This window comes from Streptomyces sp. BPTC-684 (assembly GCF_030028635.1).
Taxonomy (GTDB): Bacteria; Actinomycetota; Actinomycetes; order Streptomycetales; family Streptomycetaceae; genus Streptomyces; species Streptomyces noboritoensis.
The window spans coordinates 4,995,866-5,015,128 of the sequence record NZ_CP124863.1 but is presented as its reverse complement, the minus strand read 5'-3'; the positions used below and the strand labels follow the sequence as shown (position 1 = coordinate 5,015,128).

The window sequence follows — 19,263 nt, the reverse complement described above, 5'->3', positions numbered from 1 at the left end:
GCATCCCCTGGGCGCCCCGAAGGGGCGCATCTCAGGGGCGCGGGGAACTGCGCGAGCAACCCACCACGGTCCGCAGCCGAACCACCGCATCCCACATTGCGCGGGCTACGCCCGCGACCGCGCCTTGAAGGCCGCCTTGCGGGCCTCCTTCGCCACCTTCTTGTCCGGGTGCAGCCGCCCCATCGCCTCCAGGACGTCCGCCGTCGCGGGGTGGTCGACCCGCCAGGCCGCGTCGAAGAAGCCGCTGTGCTGGCCGACCAGGCCCTCCACCAGGCCCTGGAGCTCCTCCAGGTCCCCGTCCACCGCCAGCTGCGCGGCGATCGTGTCCACGGCGAGCCAGAACACCATCGCCTCCGGCGGCGCGGGGACGTCCGCCGCGCCCCGCTCGGCGAGCCACACCCGGGCGAGGCCGCCGAGCTCCGCGTCGTCCAGGACCTCGCGCAGCGCGGGCTCGGCCTCGGGGCCGGTGAGGGCGAGCGCCTGCTGGCAGTGCAGGCGGCGCAGCGGGCCGCGCTCGTCCGAGCCGCGGGCCGCCGCCAGCAACTCCCGCACCGCGGCCGGGAGTTCGTGCCCCGCCAGCCACTGCTCGGTCTCGGCGCGGGCGGCCGCCTCCGGGTAGTACGCGATGCCGTCGAGCAGCACGTCCGCGCCCTTGTCCGCGAGGTCGCCGACGGCCGGCGCCTCCACGCCCGCCTCCAGCATCCGGGCCCGTACGCCGTAGAGGCCGAGCGGGGTGAGGCGGACCATGCCGTACCGGGAGACGTCCTCGTCGTCGACGGGCGGCTCGGGCTCCTCGCCCTCCTCGGCCATCAGGGCCTCGTCCACCGGCCGGTACTCGACGAGCCCGATCGGCTCCAGGAGCCGGAACTGGTCGTCGAGGCGCATCATCGCGTCCGACACCTGCTCCAGGATGTCGTCGGTGGGCTCCCCCATGTCGTCGGGAACGATCATCGACGCGGCGAGCGCGGGCAGCGGCACCGGGCCCTCGCCCGCGCCACCCTCGGTGACGGTGAGCAGGTACAGGTTGCCGAGCACGCCCTCCAGGAAGTCCGCCTCCGCCTGCGGGTCCCACTCCAGCCGGTCGAAGTCGAGCTCGCCGTCGTCGCCGATGAGGTCGGCGAAGTCGTCGAGCACGGGCGCGGTCGCGTCCGCGAAGACCGCGTCGAAGGCGTCCAGCCAGGTGGTGAGGACGTCCTGCGGGGAGCCGGAGGTGAGCAGGGCGAGGCTCTCGCCCGTCGCGGCCGTGCCCTCGCCGTCCTCGTCCTCCGCGTCGGTGACGTCGACGAGCCCGGCGTCGACGGCGATCCGCCACGCCTCGCTCGCGTCCGCCGCGCCGTCGTCGTCGGCGGTGAGGCCCAGCGCCTCGGCGGCCGCGGGCAGTTGCTCCTCGACGAGCTCGCCCCCGGCGCCGACCCGGGTCCCGGGCCCGGCCCAGCGGGCGAGCCGGGCCGCGCGGGCCAGCAGCGGGGCGGCGAGCGCCGCCCGCGCGAGTTCGGCCTCGGAGTGCAGCCGCACCGGCGGCAGGGTGGGGCGGTCTCCGGACATCTGTGGCGTACTCCTCGGCGAAGCGGTGGTTCCAGCGGTGTGATTCGAGAGACACCCAGCGTAGACGTATTTCACCGGGTATCGCCGCGCCCGGTCACCGCCGCGGCCGGGCCGCACGGCGGGTTCCGGCCGGGGCCGCGACGGTTGCGTACGGGAATCGCCGGGCGGTGTCCGGCCTCCCACGGCGGGCGGTTCATCCAGCCGTCGGATTCCGGCCACCCGGCGACCCTTGACAACCGCCCCGCTCAGCCAAGAGATTGACGCGCGTAGAACTTGCTGCACACCTGAGCAGCACCGCACCCGCACGTGCACCGACCCCTCACTCATCCGGAGTTCCTTGATGCCCGTTCCGAGATCCGCCGCCGTCTCCGCCGTCGTCGCCGCAGCGCTGGGCGCCGGTCTGCTCGCCGCCGGCTCGTCGGCCGCCGCCGACCCGACCGCCGCCGCCCCGGCCCGCATCCACGACATCCAGGGCACGACCCGCACCTCGCCGCTGGCCGGCAAGCAGGTCGCGGAGGTGCCGGGCGTCGTCACGGGCGTACGGACGTACGGCTCCTCGAAGGGCTTCTGGTTCCAGGACACCGCACCGGACGACGACCCGGCCACCAGCGAGGGCGCCTTCGTCTTCACGGGCTCGGCCCCGACCGTGGCGGTCGGCGACTCGGTGAAGGTGTCCGGCACGGTCACCGAGTACGTCCCGGGCGGCCTCTCCTCCGGCAACCAGTCGCTGACCCAGATATCGAAGCCGACCGTGACGGTCGTCTCCTCGGGCAACCCGCTGCCCGCCCCGGTCGCGGTGACGGCCCGTACCGTTCCCGGCCGCTACGCCCCGGCGGGCGACCCGGCCGCCGGCAACAGCGTCAACGGGCTGACCCTCCAGCCGAAGAAGTACGCCCTGGACTACTACGAGTCCCTCGAGGGCATGAACGTCCGCATCGGCACCTCGCGGATCGTGGGCGCCACCGACTCGCACAGCGAGCTGTGGGTCACCGTGAAGCCGCGCGAGAACCGCACCGAGCGGGGCGGCACGCTCTACTCGTCGTACGACGACCAGAACACCGGCCGCCTCCAGATCCAGAGCCTGGTGCCGAGCGCGCAGCAGCCGTTCCCCAAGGCGAACGTCGGTGACACGCTCACCGGCGCCACCGAGGGGCCGCTGGACTTCAACCAGTTCGGCGGGTACACGATCACCGCCCGTACGCTCGGCACGGTCAAGGACAACGGCCTCAAGCGGGAGACCACCCGCAAGCAGCGCACCGGCGAGCTCGCGGTCGCCACGTACAACGTGGAGAACCTGGACCCGAGCGACCCGCAGGCGAAGTTCGACGCGCTGGCCGACGGCGTGGTCACCCACCTCGCCTCGCCCGACATCGTGGCCCTGGAGGAGATCCAGGACAACAACGGCGCCAAGAACGACGGCACGGTCGACGCGTCCGCCACCATCAAGAAGTTCACGGACGCGATCGCCGCCAAGGGCGGCCCCGCCTACCAGTGGCGTTCGATCGACCCGGAGAACCTCAAGGACGGCGGCGAGCCCGGCGGCAACATCCGCCAGGTGTTCCTCTTCAACCCGGCGCGGGTCTCGTTCACCGACCGCCCCGGCGGCGACGCCAACACCGCCGTCGGCGTCACCGGCACCAAGGGCCGTCCGGCCCTGACCCTCTCCCCCGGCCGCATCGACCCGGCGAACCCGGCGTGGGCGGACAGCCGCAAGCCGCTCGCGGGCGAGTTCGTCTTCAAGGGGCAGACGGTCTTCGTCATCGCCAACCACTTCGCCTCCAAGGGCGGCGACGAGGGCCTGGCCTCGCAGCACCAGCCGGTGCCGCGCTCCTCGGAGGCCAAGCGGCTGCTCCAGGCGCAGGCCGTGAACGGCTTCGTGAAGCAGCTCCTCGCGGTCGACAAGCACGCCCGGGTGCTCGCGCTCGGCGACATCAACGACTTCGACTTCTCGGGCACCACCAAGGCCCTGGAGGACGGCGGCGCGCTGCGCTCGGCCTTCCGCACGCTGCCGAAGAAGGAGCGTTACTCCTACGTGTACCAGGGCAACACCCAGGTGCTCGACCAGATCCTGACCAGCCCGGCCGTGCGCGGCTTCGACTACGACAGCGTGCACATCAACGCGGAGTTCGCCGACCAGAACAGCGACCACGACCCGCAGGTCATCCGCTTCCGCCCGTAGGTCAGGAGGCCGGGGTGACGGTCAGCGCCGGAAGGTAGCGCGTCACCCCGCCACCGGTCACGCCCGGGTGGTTCTGCACCCGCGCCCGCTGCGGGGTCTTCGAGCCGACCCCGTTGCTGCCGACGGCCAGCGCGTCGATGTGGGCCCGCTCGCTCTCCCACTCGGCGTAGTTGAGGACGCGGGTGCCGTCGAGGCTCGCGTGGAAGTGGGCGGAGATGCCGCCCGGGGGCAGGTCCGGGTCGGTGTCGAGCGCCTCGAAGACACCGTCCACCCAGGCGCGCTGGCGGTCCGGGTCCGGTCCTTCGAACTCGACGTCGACGATCACGATGCAGCCGGGCGTACGGGGGTCGCCCGGCCGCGGGCCGCTGCTGCGGTAGAGCTCGTACGAGTGCAGGCCCGCGCGCTCGATGCCGGGGACGGCCGCGTCGATCTCGGCGTTGCGGCCGTCCCGGAGGCGCCGGAAGAAGTCCTGGTAGGCGGCCTCGCTCTGCCACTGCGAGTAGTGCAGGAGCGCGTCGCCGTCGGTGCCGGTGTAGACGCTGTACGAGAGCAGGCCGACGTCCGGCCAGTCCCTGCTGCCCCACGCCTTGGCGATCGCCTCGACGGCGGCCCGCTGCCGCTCGGGGGTGCCCATGCGCCAGACGCTGGACTTGACGACTCCGACGCCGGGGCGGCGCAGGTCCGGCAGGGCGTCGAACTTCACGTCGGTGGGCGTGGCGGACATGGCGGTCTCCTGGTGATCGTCGCGGTGCTGTGCTGCGTGGACGATCACCATCCTGAAACGTCAAGGTCACTTGAGGTCAAGGACGGACAGGGGCCCTCCTCATCCCTCTACCGCGAGTCCCCCTACCGCAAGTCCCCCTACCGCGGGTCCCCTTTGTCGCCGAGCCGCGCCAACTCGCTCTGGAACCAGTCGAGCCGGGCCTGGAGCAGCGCCGCCTCCGCGACCAGTTCCGGGAAGGTCCGGCCGGGTTCGGGGGCGCCCGCGTCGACGGCGGTCGCGGCGAAAACCCTCAACCCCGCCCCACCGCGCCGGGCGAAGTCGTCGAACGCCACGGTCGCGCGCGACCCCGCACACGCCGTGCAGACCGGCTCCACGACCCGCCACCCGGGCCGCCCCCAGCCCGCGTCGGCTAGGCCGGTCGCCCGCCGCCGGCAGCGGCAGGGCCCGGCCGCGGCGGTGCGCACCCGCTGGCGGGCGTAGCGCATCCCGCGCTCGAACCGGATGTAGCGCCCGAGCACCGCCACTTCGAGCAGCAGCGCACCCCGGTGCTCGGCCGTGCAGGTCAGCGCCGCCGCTTCGGCGTGCTCGTGCAGACAGTGGAAGCCGCAGTCGCAGAGCCTGGACGGCGAGCGGTGGCGCCGCCCGTAGGCGCAGTGCGCGTCGTCCAGGACGCCGTAGGGCAGGGCGGCGCCCAGCGAGACGCCGAGGAACCCGGCCCGGGAGCCGTCCTGGGAGAGCGCCGCATGGGCGATCTTGTAGCCGGTGGGCGGCTCCGTCGGGCGTTCCTCGGGGAGCCGCAGCCTCATCGGCCGGCCGTCACCTCGACGGGAACCTCGACCGGGACCTCCTCGGGCACGGGCGGCGCTTCATCCCGTACGACGTCCTCGGGCTGTTCCTCCGCGACACCAGTGGCGAGAGCCTTGCCGAGCTTCATGACGACCTCCGACGGTACGACGGTACGGACATGAACGGACACACCGGTCTCTCATGGTGACGTACGCCCGAGCGACCGCCAAGAGCGCCTGCACACCGAACACTTCAGCGCTGCTACTGATTAACCCGAAGCAGATCTAAGTAGACCTTCACCCTCGCTCCGCCCAGACTGCGTGAATGAGCACTCCCCGCCCTTTCGGGCGCGCACTTTGCGCCATGATCACACCCTTCACCGCCGACGACGCCCTCGACCTCGACCACGCGCGGCGGCTGGCCGCGCACCTGGTCGCCGAGGGCTGCGACGGCCTGGTGCTCAGCGGCACCACGGGCGAGTCGCCCACCACGACCGACGCCGAGAAGGCGGCGCTGGTACGGGCGGTGCGCGAGGAGGTCGGGGACGGCGTCCACGTCGTGGCCGGGGTCGGCACGGCGTCCACCCGGCACACCGTGGAGCTGGCCCGGCAGGCCGAGGAGGCGGGCGCGAACGGCCTGTTGGTGGTCTCGCCGTACTACAGCCGCCCGCCGCAGGACGCGGTGGAGGCGCACTTCCGCACGGTGGCGGACGCCACGGGGCTGCCCGTGATGCTCTACGACATCCCCGGCCGGACGGGCGTCCGGATCGGCACGGACACGCTGCTGCGGCTCGCGGAACACGAGCGGATCGTGGCGGTCAAGGACTGCGCGTACGACCTGCTCGCCTCCACCAAGGTCATCGGCCGCACCTCGCTGGCGTACTACTCGGGCTGCGAGGAGACGAACCTGCCGCTGTACGCGGTAGGGGCAGCGGGCTATGTGAGCACGGTGGCGAACGTGGTCCCCGGCCTGATGCGGGCACCGCTGGACGCGTACGACAAGGGCGACGTAGCAGAGGCAACCCGCCTCAACCACCTCACGCTCCCCCTGGCGGAACTGATGATGGCGTCGGGCTTGCCGGGAACGGTGACGGTGAAGGCGCTGCTCAACAATCCAGTCCGCGAACCCTTGCAACCCGCGACCCCGGACCAGGTCGCCGTGCTGCAGAGGGCATACGACGACCTGGTCCACTGATGCCTAAGGGGCGCGGGGAACTGCGCGACCAGCCACGCACGGTCCGCAGTCGAAAACGCGCCCCTCAAAGACCCTCAGTTGTGACTGTGCAGAATCTCGTTGAGCCCGCCCCACACGGCGTTGTTGGGCCGAGCCTCAACCGCCCCGGTAACGGAGTTCCGCCGGAACAGAATGTTCGACGCACCGGAAAGCTCACGAGCCTTCACGATCTGCCCATCCGGCATGGTCACCCGCGTACCGGCGGTGACGTACAGCCCGGCCTCGACGACGCACTCGTCACCGAGCGCAATCCCCACACCCGCCTCCGCGCCGACCAGGCACCGCTCGCCGATGACGATACGAACGTTGCCGCCACCCGACAGCGTGCCCATCGTGGACGCCCCGCCCCCGATGTCGGAGCCGTTGCCGACGACGACACCGGCGGAGATCCGGCCCTCGACCATCGACGTGCCCAGCGTCCCCGCGTTGAAGTTCACGAAGCCCTCGTGCATCACGGTGGTGCCCTCGGCCAGGTGCGCGCCGAGGCGCACCCGGTCGGCGTCGGCGATGCGGACGCCCTTGGGGACCACGTAGTCCGTCATGCGCGGGAACTTGTCGATGGACGTCACCTGGAGGTGCAGCCCGGCGGCGCGGGCGTTCAGGCGCACCTGCTCGATGTCGTCGACGGCGACCGGGCCGAGCGAGGTCCAGGCGACGTTGGCGAGCAGGCCGAAGACGCCGTCCAGGTTCTGGCCGTGCGGCTTGACCAGGCGGTGCGAGAGCAGGTGCAGGCGCAGGTACGCGTCGTGGGCGTCCAGCGGCTTGTCGTCGAGCGAGGCGATGACCGTACGGACGGCGACGACCTCGACGCCCCGGCGCTCGTCGACGCCGAGCGCGTCGGCCGCGCCCTTGCCGACGAGGGCGAGGGCCTGGTCGGCGGTGAGCCGCTCGGTGCCGGCCGGGCCGGGCTCTTCGACGAGCTCGGGAGCGGGGAACCAGGTGTCGAGAACGGTGCCGTCGCCGGCGAGGGTGGCGAGGCCGGCGGCGACGGCGCCGGTGGAGCGAGAAGCAGTAGCAGTCGTGTCGGTCATGGCAGAAAACCTAACCGGCGGTGGCCCGCCGGGGCGAACCGGTCTCAGGTGACGGGCGCGCGTCACCCCCGGTCAGCCGCGCCGGAAGGCCGCGCGCCCACAGCACGGCGAGCCCGGCGAGCCCCGCGAGGGCGGCGCACAGCGGCCAGAGCAGACCGGGCGCGGCGGTGTAGAGGGCGCCGCCGAGCGGCGGGGCGAGTACCTGGCCGCTGATGGAGGCGCCCGCGTACAGGCTCTGGAAGCGGCCCTGGGCGTGGGCGGGCGCCTGGTCGGCCACGTACGCGGTGGCGGTGGTCTTGTAGAGGATCTCGCCGAGGGTGAGCGACACCATCAGGGCGAGGGCCCAGCCGAGGGCGGCGCCGGGGATGAGCAGCGCGTAGCCGAGGCCGACCAGGAGCAGCCCGCAGCCGACGACCGACAGCGGGGCGCGGCCGCGCAGGGCGTGGACGGCGGGGAGTTCGAGGCAGAGGATCACCCCGCTGTTGAGGGCGATGAGCCAGCCGTAGACGTGGTCGTCCATGCCGTGGTCGCCGAGGAAGACGGGCAGGGTGGAGTACTGCTGGCGGTAGACCAGGTCGACGCAGACGATCGCGGCGAGCAGGACGAGCACGGCGGGCCGGACCCGCAGCTCCCGCCACAGGCCGGGCGCGCCCGGGTCGTACGACGGCTTGGCGTGGGCGGCCGCGCGGGCGGGCAGCACGCGGGCGGCGTACGCGGCGAAGAGCAGGGTGCCGACGCCGTCGGCGGCGAAGAGCCAGTCGTACGACCAGTGGGCGGCGACCAGGGCGCCGAGCGGCGGCCCGACGGTGAAGCCCGCGTTGGCCGCGAACCGCATCACGGCGAAGCCCTGGCGGCGGCTTCCCTCGGGGACGCCGACGGCGACCAGCGCGGAGTTGGCGGACCGCACGACTCCGGAGGCGTACTGGGCGATGGGCAGGGCGACGGCCAGCAGGGCGGTCGGCAGCAGCCCGAGGGTGGCCAGGACGGTGCCGCTGACCACGGCGCCGGCGAGCAGGGCGCGCCGGTGGCCGTACCGGTCGCCGAACGAGCCGCCGGTGAAGTTCCCGGCGACCAGGCCGATGCCGCCGATCCCGCTGATCACTCCGGCCTGGCCGACGCTCAGGCCGCGCGGGCCGGTCAGGTACACGAAGAGGTAGATGAACGTGAAGCTGACGACGGCGTTGAAGAACATGCCGAAACACAGCAGCCGGACGGTTCTCGGCACCGCTCGCAAGGTCTTCACGCCGTCGCCCCCTGGGTCTCGCCCACTAGTGAGTTCCTTATGGGAACGGACTATGTCAGCATGGGGACCGCAGGTCAACGGCGTACGGAAGGATGGGACCATGCCTCAACGGACCCGCCTCCACGACGAGCACTGCGCGATCGCCCAGGCCCTGGACGTCGTCGGCGACTGGTGGACCCTGCTGATCGTGCGCGACGCCGCACGCGGGGTGCACCGCTTCGACGCGCTCCAGCGCGAGCTCGGCATGTCCCGCAAGGTGCTCGCCGAACGGCTGAAGCTGCTGGTCGAGTCGGGGGTGCTGACCCGGGAGCCGTACCAGGACCGCCCGGTGCGGTACGAGTACCGGCTCACTCCGCGCGGCCGTGCCCTGCTGCCCGTACTGATCGCACTCCAGGACTGGGGAGACACCTGGGTGCTGGGAGAAGGAGAGACGATGGCCACGGCGACGGAGAACTCCGGGGAGACCGAGCGGGTGCGGGAGCTGGTGGGCACGAAGGTGCCGGACCTGCTGCTCACCGACTTCGACGGAGAGCCGAGGGACCCGGTGGCGCAGGAGAGCGCGTACACCGTGCTCTACTGCTTCCCCGGCGCGTACGCCCGCAAGGAGTCCTATCCGCCCGGCTGGGCGGGGATCCCGGGGGCACCGGGCTGCACGCTCGAATCGTGCACGTACCGCGACCAGCTCGCCGAGTTCACCGCGGCGGGCGCGACCGTGCACGGCGTGTCCACCCAACGCCCGGACGAGCAGCGGGCGTTCGCGGACAAGGAGCGGCTGCGCTTCCCGCTCCTGTCGGACGCGGACCTGACGCTGACGGCCGCGCTGCGGCTGCCGACGTTCCGCACGGCGGGGGTGAGTCGGCTCAAGCGCTTGACGCTGGTGGTCGACCGGGACCGTACGGTGATCGAGGCGCTGTACCCGATCACCGACATCGAGGCGAGCGTACGGGCGGCGCTGGAGGCGGTGCGCCGGGGCTGAGCCTCAGTGCGCGGCGCCGCCGAGGTTGAGCAGCAGCACGCCGCCGATGATCAGCGCGATCCCGGCGAGCTTGGCGGCCGTCATCGTCTCGCCCAGGAAGAGCATCCCGATGGCGGCGATGACGGCCGTGCCCGCGCCGGACCAGATCGCGTACGCCGTGCCGACGGACATCGACTTCAGGGTGAGCGAGAGCAGATAGAACGCGAGCAGATACCCGCAGACGGTGACCAGCGAGGGCCAGAGCCGCGTGAAGCCCTCGCTGTACTTCATCGCGGAGGTGGCGGCGATCTCCGACGCGATGGCGCAGGAGAGCAGGACGTACGGCATGCGGACAAGCGTACACAGCGATGCGTACGGGTGTACATAACGGTTGGGGTAACCCGTGCCCCATAAGGGGCGCGGGGAACTGCGCGACCAGCCACGCACGGCCCGCAGACAAACGACCGCACCCCCCGCAGAGCGCTACCGCAACAGCCGCCCCAGCAACTCCCGTGCGTAACCCTGGTCATAGGCCCCGCCGGTCAGCAGTGCCTGGAGGCAGATCCCGTCCATCAGGGCGACCAGGCCCCGGGCCGTCACCGGGTCCGTGTGCCGGGCCAGGACCTCCGCCACGCCCTCGGTCCACTCGGCCGCGACGGGCCGCAGCGGGGGCCGCCGCAGCGCCGCCAGATAGAGCTCGTACTCCAGCTCCACCCGCCCCCGGTCCCCCGCGATCCACTCGCCCATCAGCCGCGCGAGCTCCGCCGCCACGTCCACGCCCGGCTCCGCCAGCGCCCCGCTGTCGCGGATCGCGGCGGCGAAGCCCTCGTTGGCCTGGCGCAGCGCGGCGACCATGAGCTCGTCGAGCGTCTTGAAGTGGTACGTGGTGGAGCCGAGCGGCACATCGGCCTCGGCGGCGACGCTGCGGTGGCTGAGCCCGGCGATACCGCGCTCGCCGACCACGCGGATCGCGGCGTCGATGATGCGGCGCCGCCGGTCGGGGTCGTACCGGCGGGCCATCAGTCGCACGCTCCCTGCTCGCAAGCCATGCCCCGACCGTACCGGGCCCGGCCCGGGGCTCAGCCGGTGACGGTGAACCAGGTGGCGCGGGACTTCTTCCACTCGGGGTGCGTGAGGTCCTTCGCGTCGGTCCCGTCCCCGTACAGGTCGGCCGACCCGTCGTCGGTGATCAGCTGGGCGCGGGCCCCGGGCACCGACAGGTCCGGCACGTCCACGACGGCCTCCCAGCCGCCCGGGTCGCTGGTGGGCAGGTCGCGCAGCTTGACCGGGGCGTGCGCGGCGACGCCGTCCCAGGAGTAGAGGGCGTACGGGTCGGAGTTGTCGTCGGCCGCCCACGACCCGGCGACGATCAGATACTGGTCGGCGGAGTTCTTGCGGATGTCCCGGATGCTCAGCCCGCCCAGGTCGAGCTCGATCGGCGCCCCGAAGACGGCCTTGACCCCGCTGTCGACGACCTTGTCGAAGTTGGTGACGGGCACGATGAGCGCCTTGCCGCCGTCGGCGGGCGGCACGAGCGGCGCCCGGAAGCCGACGTACGCGGTGGTGGCCGAGCCGGGCGCGAACTCCAGGCCCTCCACGTTGAACCCGTCGATCTGCTTGGGCGCCTGCCCCGCGGCGGTCCCGGCGGCGAAGCCGTACCGGTCGCCGTTGGCGCGGTCCCAGGCGACCAGGTCGTCACGCAGCTTCTTGTACGAACGGCCCAGCGCCAGCTGGGTGCTCGCCCCGGACCCGGTGACGGTGGTGGTGAAGACGGTGTTGCGGTCGGCCTTGTACTCGCCGTCCTTGTTGTTGCCGAGCGAGCCGGTCCAGTAGATCGTGTCGCCGACGCGGGCGGCGCCCTCGATGTCGATCTCCTTGCCGACCCCGAGCTGGGAGCTGAAGTCCCAGGTCCTCGCAGGCGCGCCGGAGGCCGAACGGTCGTACAGCCGCAGCGTGTTGGACTCGTCGTCGGCGACGACGATGTAGCCGCCGCCCACGTCGACGGCGGCGGAGGCGTCGCTGGAGCCGGTGAAGTACCGGGTGTCCGAGGCGTACTGGACGGCGGCCGAGGCGGCGTAGTGCAGCGTCTTGGTGACGCTCTTGCCGCCCAGCCCGGTGAGCTTGAGGGTGAGGTCGGTGTACCCGCGCCCGTGCGCGGCCACCGCGACCTGCCGGGTGGCCCCGGTCCCGGTGACCGCCACGTCACCGGTCCCGGCGACGGAGGGCCTGGTGCTGGCCGAGGCGACGACGGTGAGCGCGGAGGCGTCGGCCCCGCTCTGTCCGACGGTCACGGTCACCACGGGGTCCCCGGTCGCGCCCACGGCCCCCGAGAGATAACTGGCCGAAAGCGAGAGGGTCGGGGTGCCGTAACCGGCCGCGTGCGCGGGTGCGTTCAGGCCCATGCCGGCCAGCGTAAGAGCCCCGCCCGCCACCGCAAGGGCAACGCGCCTGCTCCGCGAAACGTCATACAGCACTGGGCGCCTCTCGTCGGCCTGATGTCGACGAGAAGGCTCCGGTGCGTGCGCCAATTTCGGCCGTACGAGATACGTACGGGAGGCGAACAGATCCGTACGCCGCCGGACGGCCCGGCTCGCCTCAGCCGATCAGCGGCGCCGCTGACGCGGAAAGGGCCCCGGCGTGACGCCGGGGCCCTTTCATGTGCACAGCTCGCTCAGACGTTGAACCCCAGCGCCCGCAGCTGCTCGCGCCCATCGTCCGTGATCTTGTCCGGGCCCCACGGCGGCATCCAGACCCAGTTGATCTTGAGTTCGTTGACGATGCCCTCCGTCGCGGACTTCGCCTGGTCCTCGATCACATCGGTCAGCGGGCAGGCCGCCGACGTCAGGGTCATGTCCAGCGTCGCGATGTTGGCGTCGTCGATGTGGATGCCGTAGATGAGGCCCAGGTTGACGACGTCGATGCCCAGCTCGGGGTCGACGACGTCGTACAGCGCCTCGCGGACTTCTTCCTCCGAGGCCGGCTTCAGCGTGGCCCCTGCGTTCTCGGTCATGCGCTCTTCCTCTCGGCTCCGGCGCCCAGCGCCTGGGCCGTCGCGTCCTTCCAGGCCATCCAGCTCAGCAGAGCACACTTCACGCGCGCGGGGTACTTGGAGACGCCGGCGAAAGCCACCGCGTCCTCCAGGACCTCCTCCATCGCGTCGTCCGGCTCCAGCTGGCCCTTGGACTGCATCAGTTCCAGGAACGTCTCCTGGATCCGCTGCGCCTCGTCCAGGTCCTTGCCGACCAGCAGGTCGTTGAGGACCGAGGCGCTGGCCTGGCTGATGGAGCAGCCCTGGCCCTCGTACGAGACGTCCTCGATCCGCGAGCCCGCGTACTTCACCCGGAGGGTGATCTCGTCGCCGCACGTCGGGTTCACGTGGTGCACCTCGGCGTCACCGTCCCGCAAGCCCCGCCCGTGCGGGTGCTTGTAGTGGTCCAGGATGACGTCCTGGTACATCGAATCCAGCTTCACCGTCGCTACCCCTAGCCGAAGAAGTTCCGTACGTGCTCCAGACCGTCCACCAGGGCGTCGACCTCGGCGGGCGTGGAGTACAGGTAGAAAGACGCTCGCGTGGTCGCGGGAATTCCGTAGCGCAGGCAGACCGGGCGCGCGCAGTGGTGGCCGACCCGGACCGCGATGCCCTGCTCGTCGAGGACCTGGCCCACGTCGTGCGGGTGGATGTCGCCGAGCGTGAAGGAGATCGCGGCGCCCCGGTCCTCGGCCGTGGTCGGGCCGATGATCCGCAGGTCGGGGACTTCGAGCAGGCGCTTGACCGCGTACTCGGTGATCGCGTGCTCGTGCGCGGCGATCTTGTCCATGCCGATCGCCGAGAGGTAGTCCACGGCCGCGCCGAGGCCGACGGCCTGGGCGATCGGGGGCGTACCGGCCTCGAACTTGTGCGGCGCCGGCGCGTACGTCGACGAGTGCATCGAGACCGTCTCGATCATCTCGCCGCCGCCGAGGAACGGCGGCAGGTCCTCAAGCAGCTCCTGGCGGCCCCACAGCACGCCGATGCCCGTCGGGCCGCACATCTTGTGGCCGGTGAAGGCCACGAAGTCGGCCTGGAGCGCCTGCACGTCCAGCGGCATGTGCGGCGCGGCCTGCGAGGCGTCGATGCACAGCAGCGCGCCGACCTCCTGGGCGCGGCGGACGATCGCCTCGACCGGGTTGACGGTGCCCAGCAGGTTCGAGACCAGCGTGAAGGAGACGATCTTCGTCTTCTCGGTGATGATCTCGTCGATGTTGGAGAGGTCGAGACGGCCGTCGTCGGTGAGGCCGAACCACTTCAGCTTCGCGCCGGTGCGCTGCGAGAGCAGCTGCCACGGCACGATGTTGGAGTGGTGCTCCATCTCCGTGATGACTATCTCGGTCTCGTGGTCCACGCGGTAGGGCTCGTCGGCCCAGCCCAGCATGTTGGCGACCAGGTTGAGCGACTCCGAGGCGTTCTTGGTGAAGATCACCTCGTCGCGGCTCGGCGCGTTGATGAACGCGGCGACCTTGTCGCGCGCACCCTCGTACAGCGCCGTGGCCTCCTCGGCCACCGTGTACACACCACGGTGGACGTTGGCGTTGTGCCGCTCGTAGTACTCGTTGAGAGCGTCGAGCACCTGGCGCGGCTTCTGCGAAGTCGCCGCGCTGTCGAGGTACACGATCTTCTTCCCGTCGTGGACCACACGGTCCAGCAAGGGGAAGTCCTTGCGGATCGCCTCGGTGTCGAGGAGGCCCGGCAGAATCGTCACTCGGAAGCGCCACCCTTCGTGCTGTAGGCCTCGTAGCCCTCGTTCTCCAGCTTGTCGGCGAGCTCGGCGCCGCCGGACTCGACGATGCGGCCCTCGGAGAAGACGTGGACGAAGTCGGGCTTGATGTAGCGCAGGATGCGCGTGTAGTGGGTGATCAGCAGGGTGCCGACCTCGCCGGTCTCGCGGACGCGGTTGACGCCCTCGGAGACCTGGCGCAGCGCGTCGACGTCCAGACCGGAGTCGGTCTCGTCGAGGATCGCGATCTTCGGCTTGAGGAGCTCCAGCTGGAGGATCTCGTGGCGCTTCTTCTCACCGCCGGAGAAGCCCTCGTTGACGTTGCGCTCGGCGAAGGCCGGGTCCATCTGGAGCTGCTCCATCGCGGACTTGACCTCCTTCACCCAGGTGCGCAGCTTGGGCGCCTCGCCGCGCATGGCGGTGGCGGAGGTGCGCAGGAAGTTGGAGACCGAGACGCCGGGGACCTCGACCGGGTACTGCATGGCCAGGAAGACGCCGGCGCGGGCGCGCTCGTCGACGGACATCTCCAGGACGTCCTCGCCGTCCAGGGTGACCGTGCCGCCGGTGATCGTGTACTTGGGGTGACCCGCGAGCGAGTACGCGAGGGTGGACTTGCCGGAGCCGTTGGGGCCCATGATGGCGTGGGTCTCGCCCTGCTTCACGGTCAGGTCGACGCCCTTGAGGATCTCCCGGGGGCCGTTCTCGGCTTCCACGGAGACGTGCAGGTCGCGGATTTCAAGCGTTGCCATGGGGACTTAGTTCTCCTGGGATACGGAGACGAGCACATCGTCCCCTTCGATCTTTACGGGGTAAACGGGCACGGGTCGCGTCGCGGGCAGGCCGGACGGCTTGCCGGTGCGCAGGTCGAACGTGGAGCCGTGCAGCCAGCACTCGATCTGGCAGTCCTCCACCTCGCCCTCCGACAGCGAGACGTTCGCGTGCGAGCAGATGTCGTGGATCGCGAACACCTCGCCCTCGGTGCGGACGAGCGACACCGGCGTGCCGTCGAGTTCCACCCGCTTCGGGGTGTCCTCCTCCAGCTCGCTCAGCGCGCAGACACGGACGAAGGCGGACATCAGACGGCCGCCTCCAGCTCCGCCTCGATCTTGGCGAGCAGTCGCTCCTCCACGTCCGCGACACCGACCTGCTGGACCAGCTCGGCGAAGAAGCCGCGGACCACCAGACGGCGGGCCTCGGCCGCGGGGATGCCGCGCGCCATCAGGTAGAACAGCTGCTCGTCGTCGAAGCGGCCGGTGGCGGAGGCGTGACCGGCGCCGGCGATCTCGCCGGTCTCGATCTCCAGGTTCGGCACGGAGTCGACGCGGGCGCCGTCCGTCAGGACCAGGTTGCGGTTCATCTCGTAGGTGTCGGTGCCCTCGGCCTTGGCCTGGATGAGCACGTCACCGATCCACACGGCGTGCGCGTCGTCGCCCTGCAGGGCGCCCTTGTACACGGCGTTGGACTTGCAGTGCGGCGTGTTGTGGTCGACGAAGAGCCGGTGCTCCTGGTGCTGGCCCTTGTCGGTGAAGTACAGGCCGAACAGCTCGGCCTCGCCGCCGGTGCCCGCGTAGGAGACCCGCGGGTGGAGGCGGACCAGGTCGCCGCCGAAGGTGACGACGACGGACTTGAAGGAGGCGTCGCGGCCGATCAGCGTGTTGTGCTGGGCGACGTGGACGGCCTTGTCGTCCCAGTCCTGCACGGAGACGACGGTCAGCTTGGCGCCGTCGCCGAGGACGAAGTCCACGTTGGCGGCGAGCACCGCGTCACCGGTGTGGTCGATGACCACGACGGCCTCGGCGAACGCGCCGAGCTCGACGACCTGGTGCGCGAAGACGGTGCCGCCCTCGCCGTGCACGGCGATGCGGATCGGCTCGGTGAGGACCGCCTCCTTGGGGACGGTCACGACCGAGGCCTTCTCGAACGACGAGTAGGCCTGGGCGGCGATCCGGTCCACCGGCGTGCCCGCCCGGCCGAGCCGCGCGTCGTCGCGGCCCACCGTCTCGACGACGACGCCCTCGGGGGCCGTCACCTCGACGCGCAGTCCGTCGCCGGTCGCGACGGCGGTGCCGTCGTGCAGCCCGCGCAGCCGCTCCAGCGGCGTGAACCGCCACTCCTCCTCGCGGCCGTGCGGAACCGGGAAGTCCGCCACGTCGAAGGACGGGGGCGCGCTCATGCGCGTGGCGACGGTCGACTCGGCGGCCACCGCGATCGAGCCGGCGGTGGTGGAGCCCGCCGGGATGTTCTGAGCCTCAGCCATGGCTGTCGTAGTGCTCTCTTCCTAGATCAGTCTGCGTTCGCTGCTGCGGGGACGGTCGTCAGGCTGTGCTAGCCGACCGAGCCCTCCATCTGCAGCTCGATCAGCCGGTTGAGCTCCAGGGCGTACTCCATGGGCAGCTCCTTGGCGATCGGCTCGACGAAGCCGCGCACGATCATCGCCATCGCCTCGAACTCGGTCAGACCGCGGCTCATCAGGTAGAAGAGCTGGTCCTCGGAGACCTTGGAGACGGTCGCCTCGTGGCCCATGGACACGTCGTCCTCGCGGACGTCCACGTACGGGTAGGTGTCGGAGCGGGAGATGGTGTCGACGAGCAGCGCGTCGCACAGCACGTTCGACTTGGAGCCGTGGGCGCCCTCGCCGATCTCGACCAGACCGCGGTACGAGGTGCGGCCGCCGCCCCGCGCCACCGACTTGGAGACGATGTTGGAGGACGTGTTCGGCGCCATGTGGACCATCTTGGAGCCGGCGTCCTGGTGCTGGCCCTCGCCCGCGAAGGCGATGGACAGGGTCTCGCCCTTGGCGTGCTCGCCCATCAGGTAGACGGCCGGGTACTTCATGGTGACCTTGGAACCGATGTTGCCGTCGATCCACTCCATGGTCGCGCCCTCGTACGCCACGGCGCGCTTGGTGACCAGGTTGTAGACGTTGTTCGACCAGTTCTGGATCGTCGTGTAGCGGCAGCGGCCGCCCTTCTTCACGATGATCTCGACGACGGCGCTGTGCAGCGAGTCCGAGGAGTAGATCGGGGCGGTGCAGCCCTCGACGTAGTGGACGTAGGCGTCCTCGTCGACGATGATCAGCGTCCGCTCGAACTGGCCCATGTTCTCCGTGTTGATACGGAAGTAGGCCTGGAGCGGGATGTCCACGTGGACGCCCTTGGGCACGTAGATGAACGAGCCGCCGGACCACACGGCCGTGTTCAGCGACGCGAACTTGTTGTCGCCGACCGGGATGACCGTGCCGAAGTACTCCTGGAAGAGCTCCGGGTGCTCCTTCAGCGCGGTGTCGGTGTCGAGGAAGATGACGCCCTGCTGCTCCAGGTCCTCGCGGATCTGGTGGTAGACGACCTCGGACTCGTACTGGGCCGCGACACCGGCGACGAGGCGCTGCTTCTCCGCCTCGGGGATGCCGAGCTTGTCGTACGTGTTCTTGATGTCCTCGGGCAGGTCCTCCCAGGACTCCGCCTGCTTCTCGGTGGACCGCACGAAGTACTTGATGTTGTCGAAGTCGATGCCCGAGAGGTCCGAGCCCCACTTCGGCATGGGCTTCTTGTCGAAGAGGCGAAGGCCCTTGAGGCGCAGCTTCAGCATCCACTCGGGCTCGTTCTTCTTCGAGGAGATGTCGCGGACGACGTCCTCGGAGAGCCCGCGCTTGGCAACGGCACCCGCCGCGTCGGAGTCGGCCCAGCCGTACTCGTAGTTGCCCAGGCCCTCGAGTTCGGGGTGGGCAGTCTCCGTGGGGAGAGTCATGCGGGGTTCCTCCCGGCCGTGCTTGTGGATGCTGATTCGGTGATGGTCTGTGGTGCGCTGTGCGGGATGAACGTCGTGCACACCCCGTCGCCGTGGGCGATGGTGGCCAGACGCTGCACATGGGTTCCGAGCAGGCGGGAGAAGAACTCCGTCTCCGCCTCGCACAGCTGCGGGAACTGCTCGGCCGCGTGGGCGACCGGGCAGTGGTGCTGGCAGAGCTGCTCGCCCCGTCCGGGGAGGGGCGCGCTGCGCGCCGTGGCAGCGTACCCGTCGGCGGTCAAGGCCTTGGCCAGAGCCTCGGTGCGCTGCTCGGGCGGCGCCGCCTCGACGGCCTCGCGGTAGCCCTCGGACTGGGCCTCGATCCGCGCCCGGGCGAAGGCGACGACGGCTTCCTCGCCGGCCGCGCCGCCGCCCGCGGACTTCTCGATCCAGCGGAGCGCGTCCACGGCCAGTTTGTCGTACGACTGGTCGAAGGCGTCCCGCCCGCAGTCCGTGAGGGCGAAGACCTTGGCGGGCCTGCCGCGGGTCCGCGCCCCGTACACCCGCTGCTCCCGGGCGGTGACGATGTCGTCCGCCGCCAGGGCATCGAGGTGGCGGCGGACGGCGGCCTGGGTGAGGCCCAGGCGCTTCGCGAGGTCCGCGACGGTCGAGGGCCCGTGGTCCAGGATGGAGCGCGCGACCCGGTTGCGGGTGGACCGCTCACCGGTCGCGAGTTCCTCCTGCGGAGCCTCGCCAACGTTTTTCACAACACCATTGTTGCGTAATTCCTCAGAGCCTGACAAGCCACCTCTTGATCATTGAACGGTGCGGTGCATCACTTAGGCATACCTAAGCTGACCTGCGGAAACGATCTTTGATCGATCAAATGGGACACGTCGGAAAAGGACACCGCCGACCTGCTTGACCTCGGGGTATGGCGTACGGGGACCCTTTTCGCACACCTCTCCGAACGCCCCTCCGGCCGGGTCCGCACAGGCCCCCGGCCGGGGGCTCCGGTGGCCGAAAAGAAAGGTCGCGCATGCGCGCATCCGTGCCCCCGTACGACCCCCGCCCCACGGTCCGGGGC

The 19,263-nt window shown here is 70.9% G+C and carries 20 protein-coding genes; 3 read left to right on the top strand and 17 right to left on the bottom strand.

Features of this window, described 5'->3' with window-relative positions:
• Positions 1 to 105: 105 nt before the first annotated feature.
• Positions 106 to 1,545: a hypothetical protein gene (locus QIY60_RS22150; protein ID WP_283144008.1), complete on the bottom strand. Its 1,440-nt coding sequence runs from the start codon at positions 1,543 to 1,545 to the stop codon at positions 106 to 108.
• A gap of 340 nt (positions 1,546 to 1,885) precedes the next feature.
• Between QIY60_RS22150 and QIY60_RS22145 the strand changes: the two genes are divergently transcribed.
• Positions 1,886 to 3,724 carry an endonuclease/exonuclease/phosphatase family protein gene (locus QIY60_RS22145; RefSeq protein ID WP_283144007.1) on the top strand — a complete coding sequence of 613 codons (1,839 nt, stop codon included), beginning with the start codon at positions 1,886 to 1,888 and terminating at the stop codon, positions 3,722 to 3,724.
• Position 3,725: 1 nt separating this feature from the next.
• Here the strand turns inward: QIY60_RS22145 and QIY60_RS22140 are convergent, their stop codons facing one another.
• The 3 genes from QIY60_RS22140 to QIY60_RS22130 all read right to left on the bottom strand — a co-directional run bounded on the left by QIY60_RS22140 (position 3,726) and on the right by QIY60_RS22130 (position 5,424).
• Positions 3,726 to 4,448 (bottom strand): antibiotic biosynthesis monooxygenase, encoded by a 723-nt coding sequence (locus QIY60_RS22140; RefSeq protein WP_283144006.1) that lies wholly within the window; start codon positions 4,446 to 4,448, stop codon positions 3,726 to 3,728.
• A 137-nt stretch (positions 4,449 to 4,585) separates the two neighbouring features.
• Entirely contained in the window at positions 4,586 to 5,254 is a 669-nt protein-coding gene (locus tag QIY60_RS22135) for a hypothetical protein (protein ID WP_283144005.1), read from the bottom strand.
• A complete protein-coding gene (locus QIY60_RS22130) occupies positions 5,251 to 5,424 on the bottom strand; it encodes a hypothetical protein (protein ID WP_283144004.1) in 174 nt (57 codons plus the stop codon). Before QIY60_RS22130 ends, QIY60_RS22135 begins: the two co-directional genes overlap by 4 nt.
• Positions 5,425 to 5,558: 134 nt before the next feature.
• On the opposite strand from QIY60_RS22130, the gene dapA reads away from it, so the two are divergent.
• Positions 5,559 to 6,428 (top strand): 4-hydroxy-tetrahydrodipicolinate synthase, encoded by an 870-nt coding sequence (gene dapA, locus QIY60_RS22125; protein ID WP_283144003.1) that lies wholly within the window; start codon positions 5,559 to 5,561, stop codon positions 6,426 to 6,428.
• A 74-nt stretch (positions 6,429 to 6,502) separates the two neighbouring features.
• Here the strand turns inward: dapA and dapD are convergent, their stop codons facing one another.
• Both dapD and QIY60_RS22115 read right to left on the bottom strand, forming a co-directional pair.
• The gene (gene dapD, locus QIY60_RS22120) at positions 6,503 to 7,498 is read right to left on the bottom strand and encodes a 2,3,4,5-tetrahydropyridine-2,6-dicarboxylate N-succinyltransferase (RefSeq protein ID WP_283144002.1); all 996 of its coding nucleotides are present in this window, start codon (positions 7,496 to 7,498) and stop codon (positions 6,503 to 6,505) included.
• 10 nt (positions 7,499 to 7,508) lie between these two features.
• Positions 7,509 to 8,741, bottom strand: coding sequence for an MFS transporter (locus tag QIY60_RS22115; protein WP_283144001.1), 1,233 nt, complete (start codon positions 8,739 to 8,741; stop codon positions 7,509 to 7,511).
• A gap of 100 nt (positions 8,742 to 8,841) precedes the next feature.
• Here QIY60_RS22115 and QIY60_RS22110 point away from each other — a divergent pair, with 100 nt between their 5' ends.
• Positions 8,842 to 9,717, top strand: a complete 876-nt coding sequence (locus QIY60_RS22110; RefSeq protein WP_283144000.1) for a winged helix-turn-helix transcriptional regulator — start codon at positions 8,842 to 8,844, stop codon at positions 9,715 to 9,717.
• A gap of 3 nt (positions 9,718 to 9,720) precedes the next feature.
• On the opposite strand, the gene QIY60_RS22105 is transcribed toward QIY60_RS22110, so the two are convergent.
• The 11 genes from QIY60_RS22105 to QIY60_RS22055 form a co-directional block, all read right to left on the bottom strand.
• Positions 9,721 to 10,044: a multidrug efflux SMR transporter gene (locus tag QIY60_RS22105; protein ID WP_283143999.1), complete on the bottom strand. Its 324-nt coding sequence runs from the start codon at positions 10,042 to 10,044 to the stop codon at positions 9,721 to 9,723.
• A 135-nt stretch (positions 10,045 to 10,179) separates the two neighbouring features.
• Positions 10,180 to 10,716 (bottom strand): TetR family transcriptional regulator, encoded by a 537-nt coding sequence (locus QIY60_RS22100; protein ID WP_283146033.1) that lies wholly within the window; start codon positions 10,714 to 10,716, stop codon positions 10,180 to 10,182.
• A gap of 59 nt (positions 10,717 to 10,775) precedes the next feature.
• Entirely contained in the window at positions 10,776 to 12,098 is a 1,323-nt protein-coding gene (locus tag QIY60_RS22095; protein ID WP_283143998.1) for a hypothetical protein, read from the bottom strand.
• Positions 12,099 to 12,367: 269 nt separating this feature from the next.
• The gene (locus QIY60_RS22090) at positions 12,368 to 12,706 is read right to left on the bottom strand and encodes a metal-sulfur cluster assembly factor (protein ID WP_190088935.1); all 339 of its coding nucleotides are present in this window, start codon (positions 12,704 to 12,706) and stop codon (positions 12,368 to 12,370) included.
• Entirely contained in the window at positions 12,703 to 13,167 is a 465-nt protein-coding gene (sufU, locus tag QIY60_RS22085) for a Fe-S cluster assembly sulfur transfer protein SufU (RefSeq protein WP_190088934.1), read from the bottom strand. The genes QIY60_RS22090 and sufU overlap by 4 nt, the downstream gene beginning before the upstream one ends.
• 11 nt (positions 13,168 to 13,178) lie before the next feature.
• Positions 13,179 to 14,435, bottom strand: coding sequence for a cysteine desulfurase (locus tag QIY60_RS22080; RefSeq protein WP_190088933.1), 1,257 nt, complete (start codon positions 14,433 to 14,435; stop codon positions 13,179 to 13,181).
• Entirely contained in the window at positions 14,432 to 15,199 is a 768-nt protein-coding gene (gene sufC / locus QIY60_RS22075; RefSeq protein WP_283143997.1) for a Fe-S cluster assembly ATPase SufC, read from the bottom strand. Before sufC ends, QIY60_RS22080 begins: the two co-directional genes overlap by 4 nt.
• Positions 15,200 to 15,205: 6 nt before the next feature.
• Positions 15,206 to 15,526, bottom strand: coding sequence for a non-heme iron oxygenase ferredoxin subunit (locus tag QIY60_RS22070; protein ID WP_101387766.1), 321 nt, complete (start codon positions 15,524 to 15,526; stop codon positions 15,206 to 15,208).
• Positions 15,526 to 16,707, bottom strand: a complete 1,182-nt coding sequence (sufD, locus tag QIY60_RS22065) for a Fe-S cluster assembly protein SufD (protein ID WP_283143996.1) — start codon at positions 16,705 to 16,707, stop codon at positions 15,526 to 15,528. Before sufD ends, QIY60_RS22070 begins: the two co-directional genes overlap by 1 nt.
• Before the next feature lie 68 nt (positions 16,708 to 16,775).
• A complete protein-coding gene (gene sufB, locus QIY60_RS22060) occupies positions 16,776 to 18,197 on the bottom strand; it encodes a Fe-S cluster assembly protein SufB (protein ID WP_283143995.1) in 1,422 nt (473 codons plus the stop codon).
• Positions 18,194 to 18,943 carry an ArsR family transcriptional regulator gene (locus QIY60_RS22055; RefSeq protein WP_283143994.1) on the bottom strand — a complete coding sequence of 250 codons (750 nt, stop codon included), beginning with the start codon at positions 18,941 to 18,943 and terminating at the stop codon, positions 18,194 to 18,196. The genes sufB and QIY60_RS22055 overlap by 4 nt, the downstream gene beginning before the upstream one ends.
• Between the last annotated feature and the right edge of the window lie 320 nt (positions 18,944 to 19,263).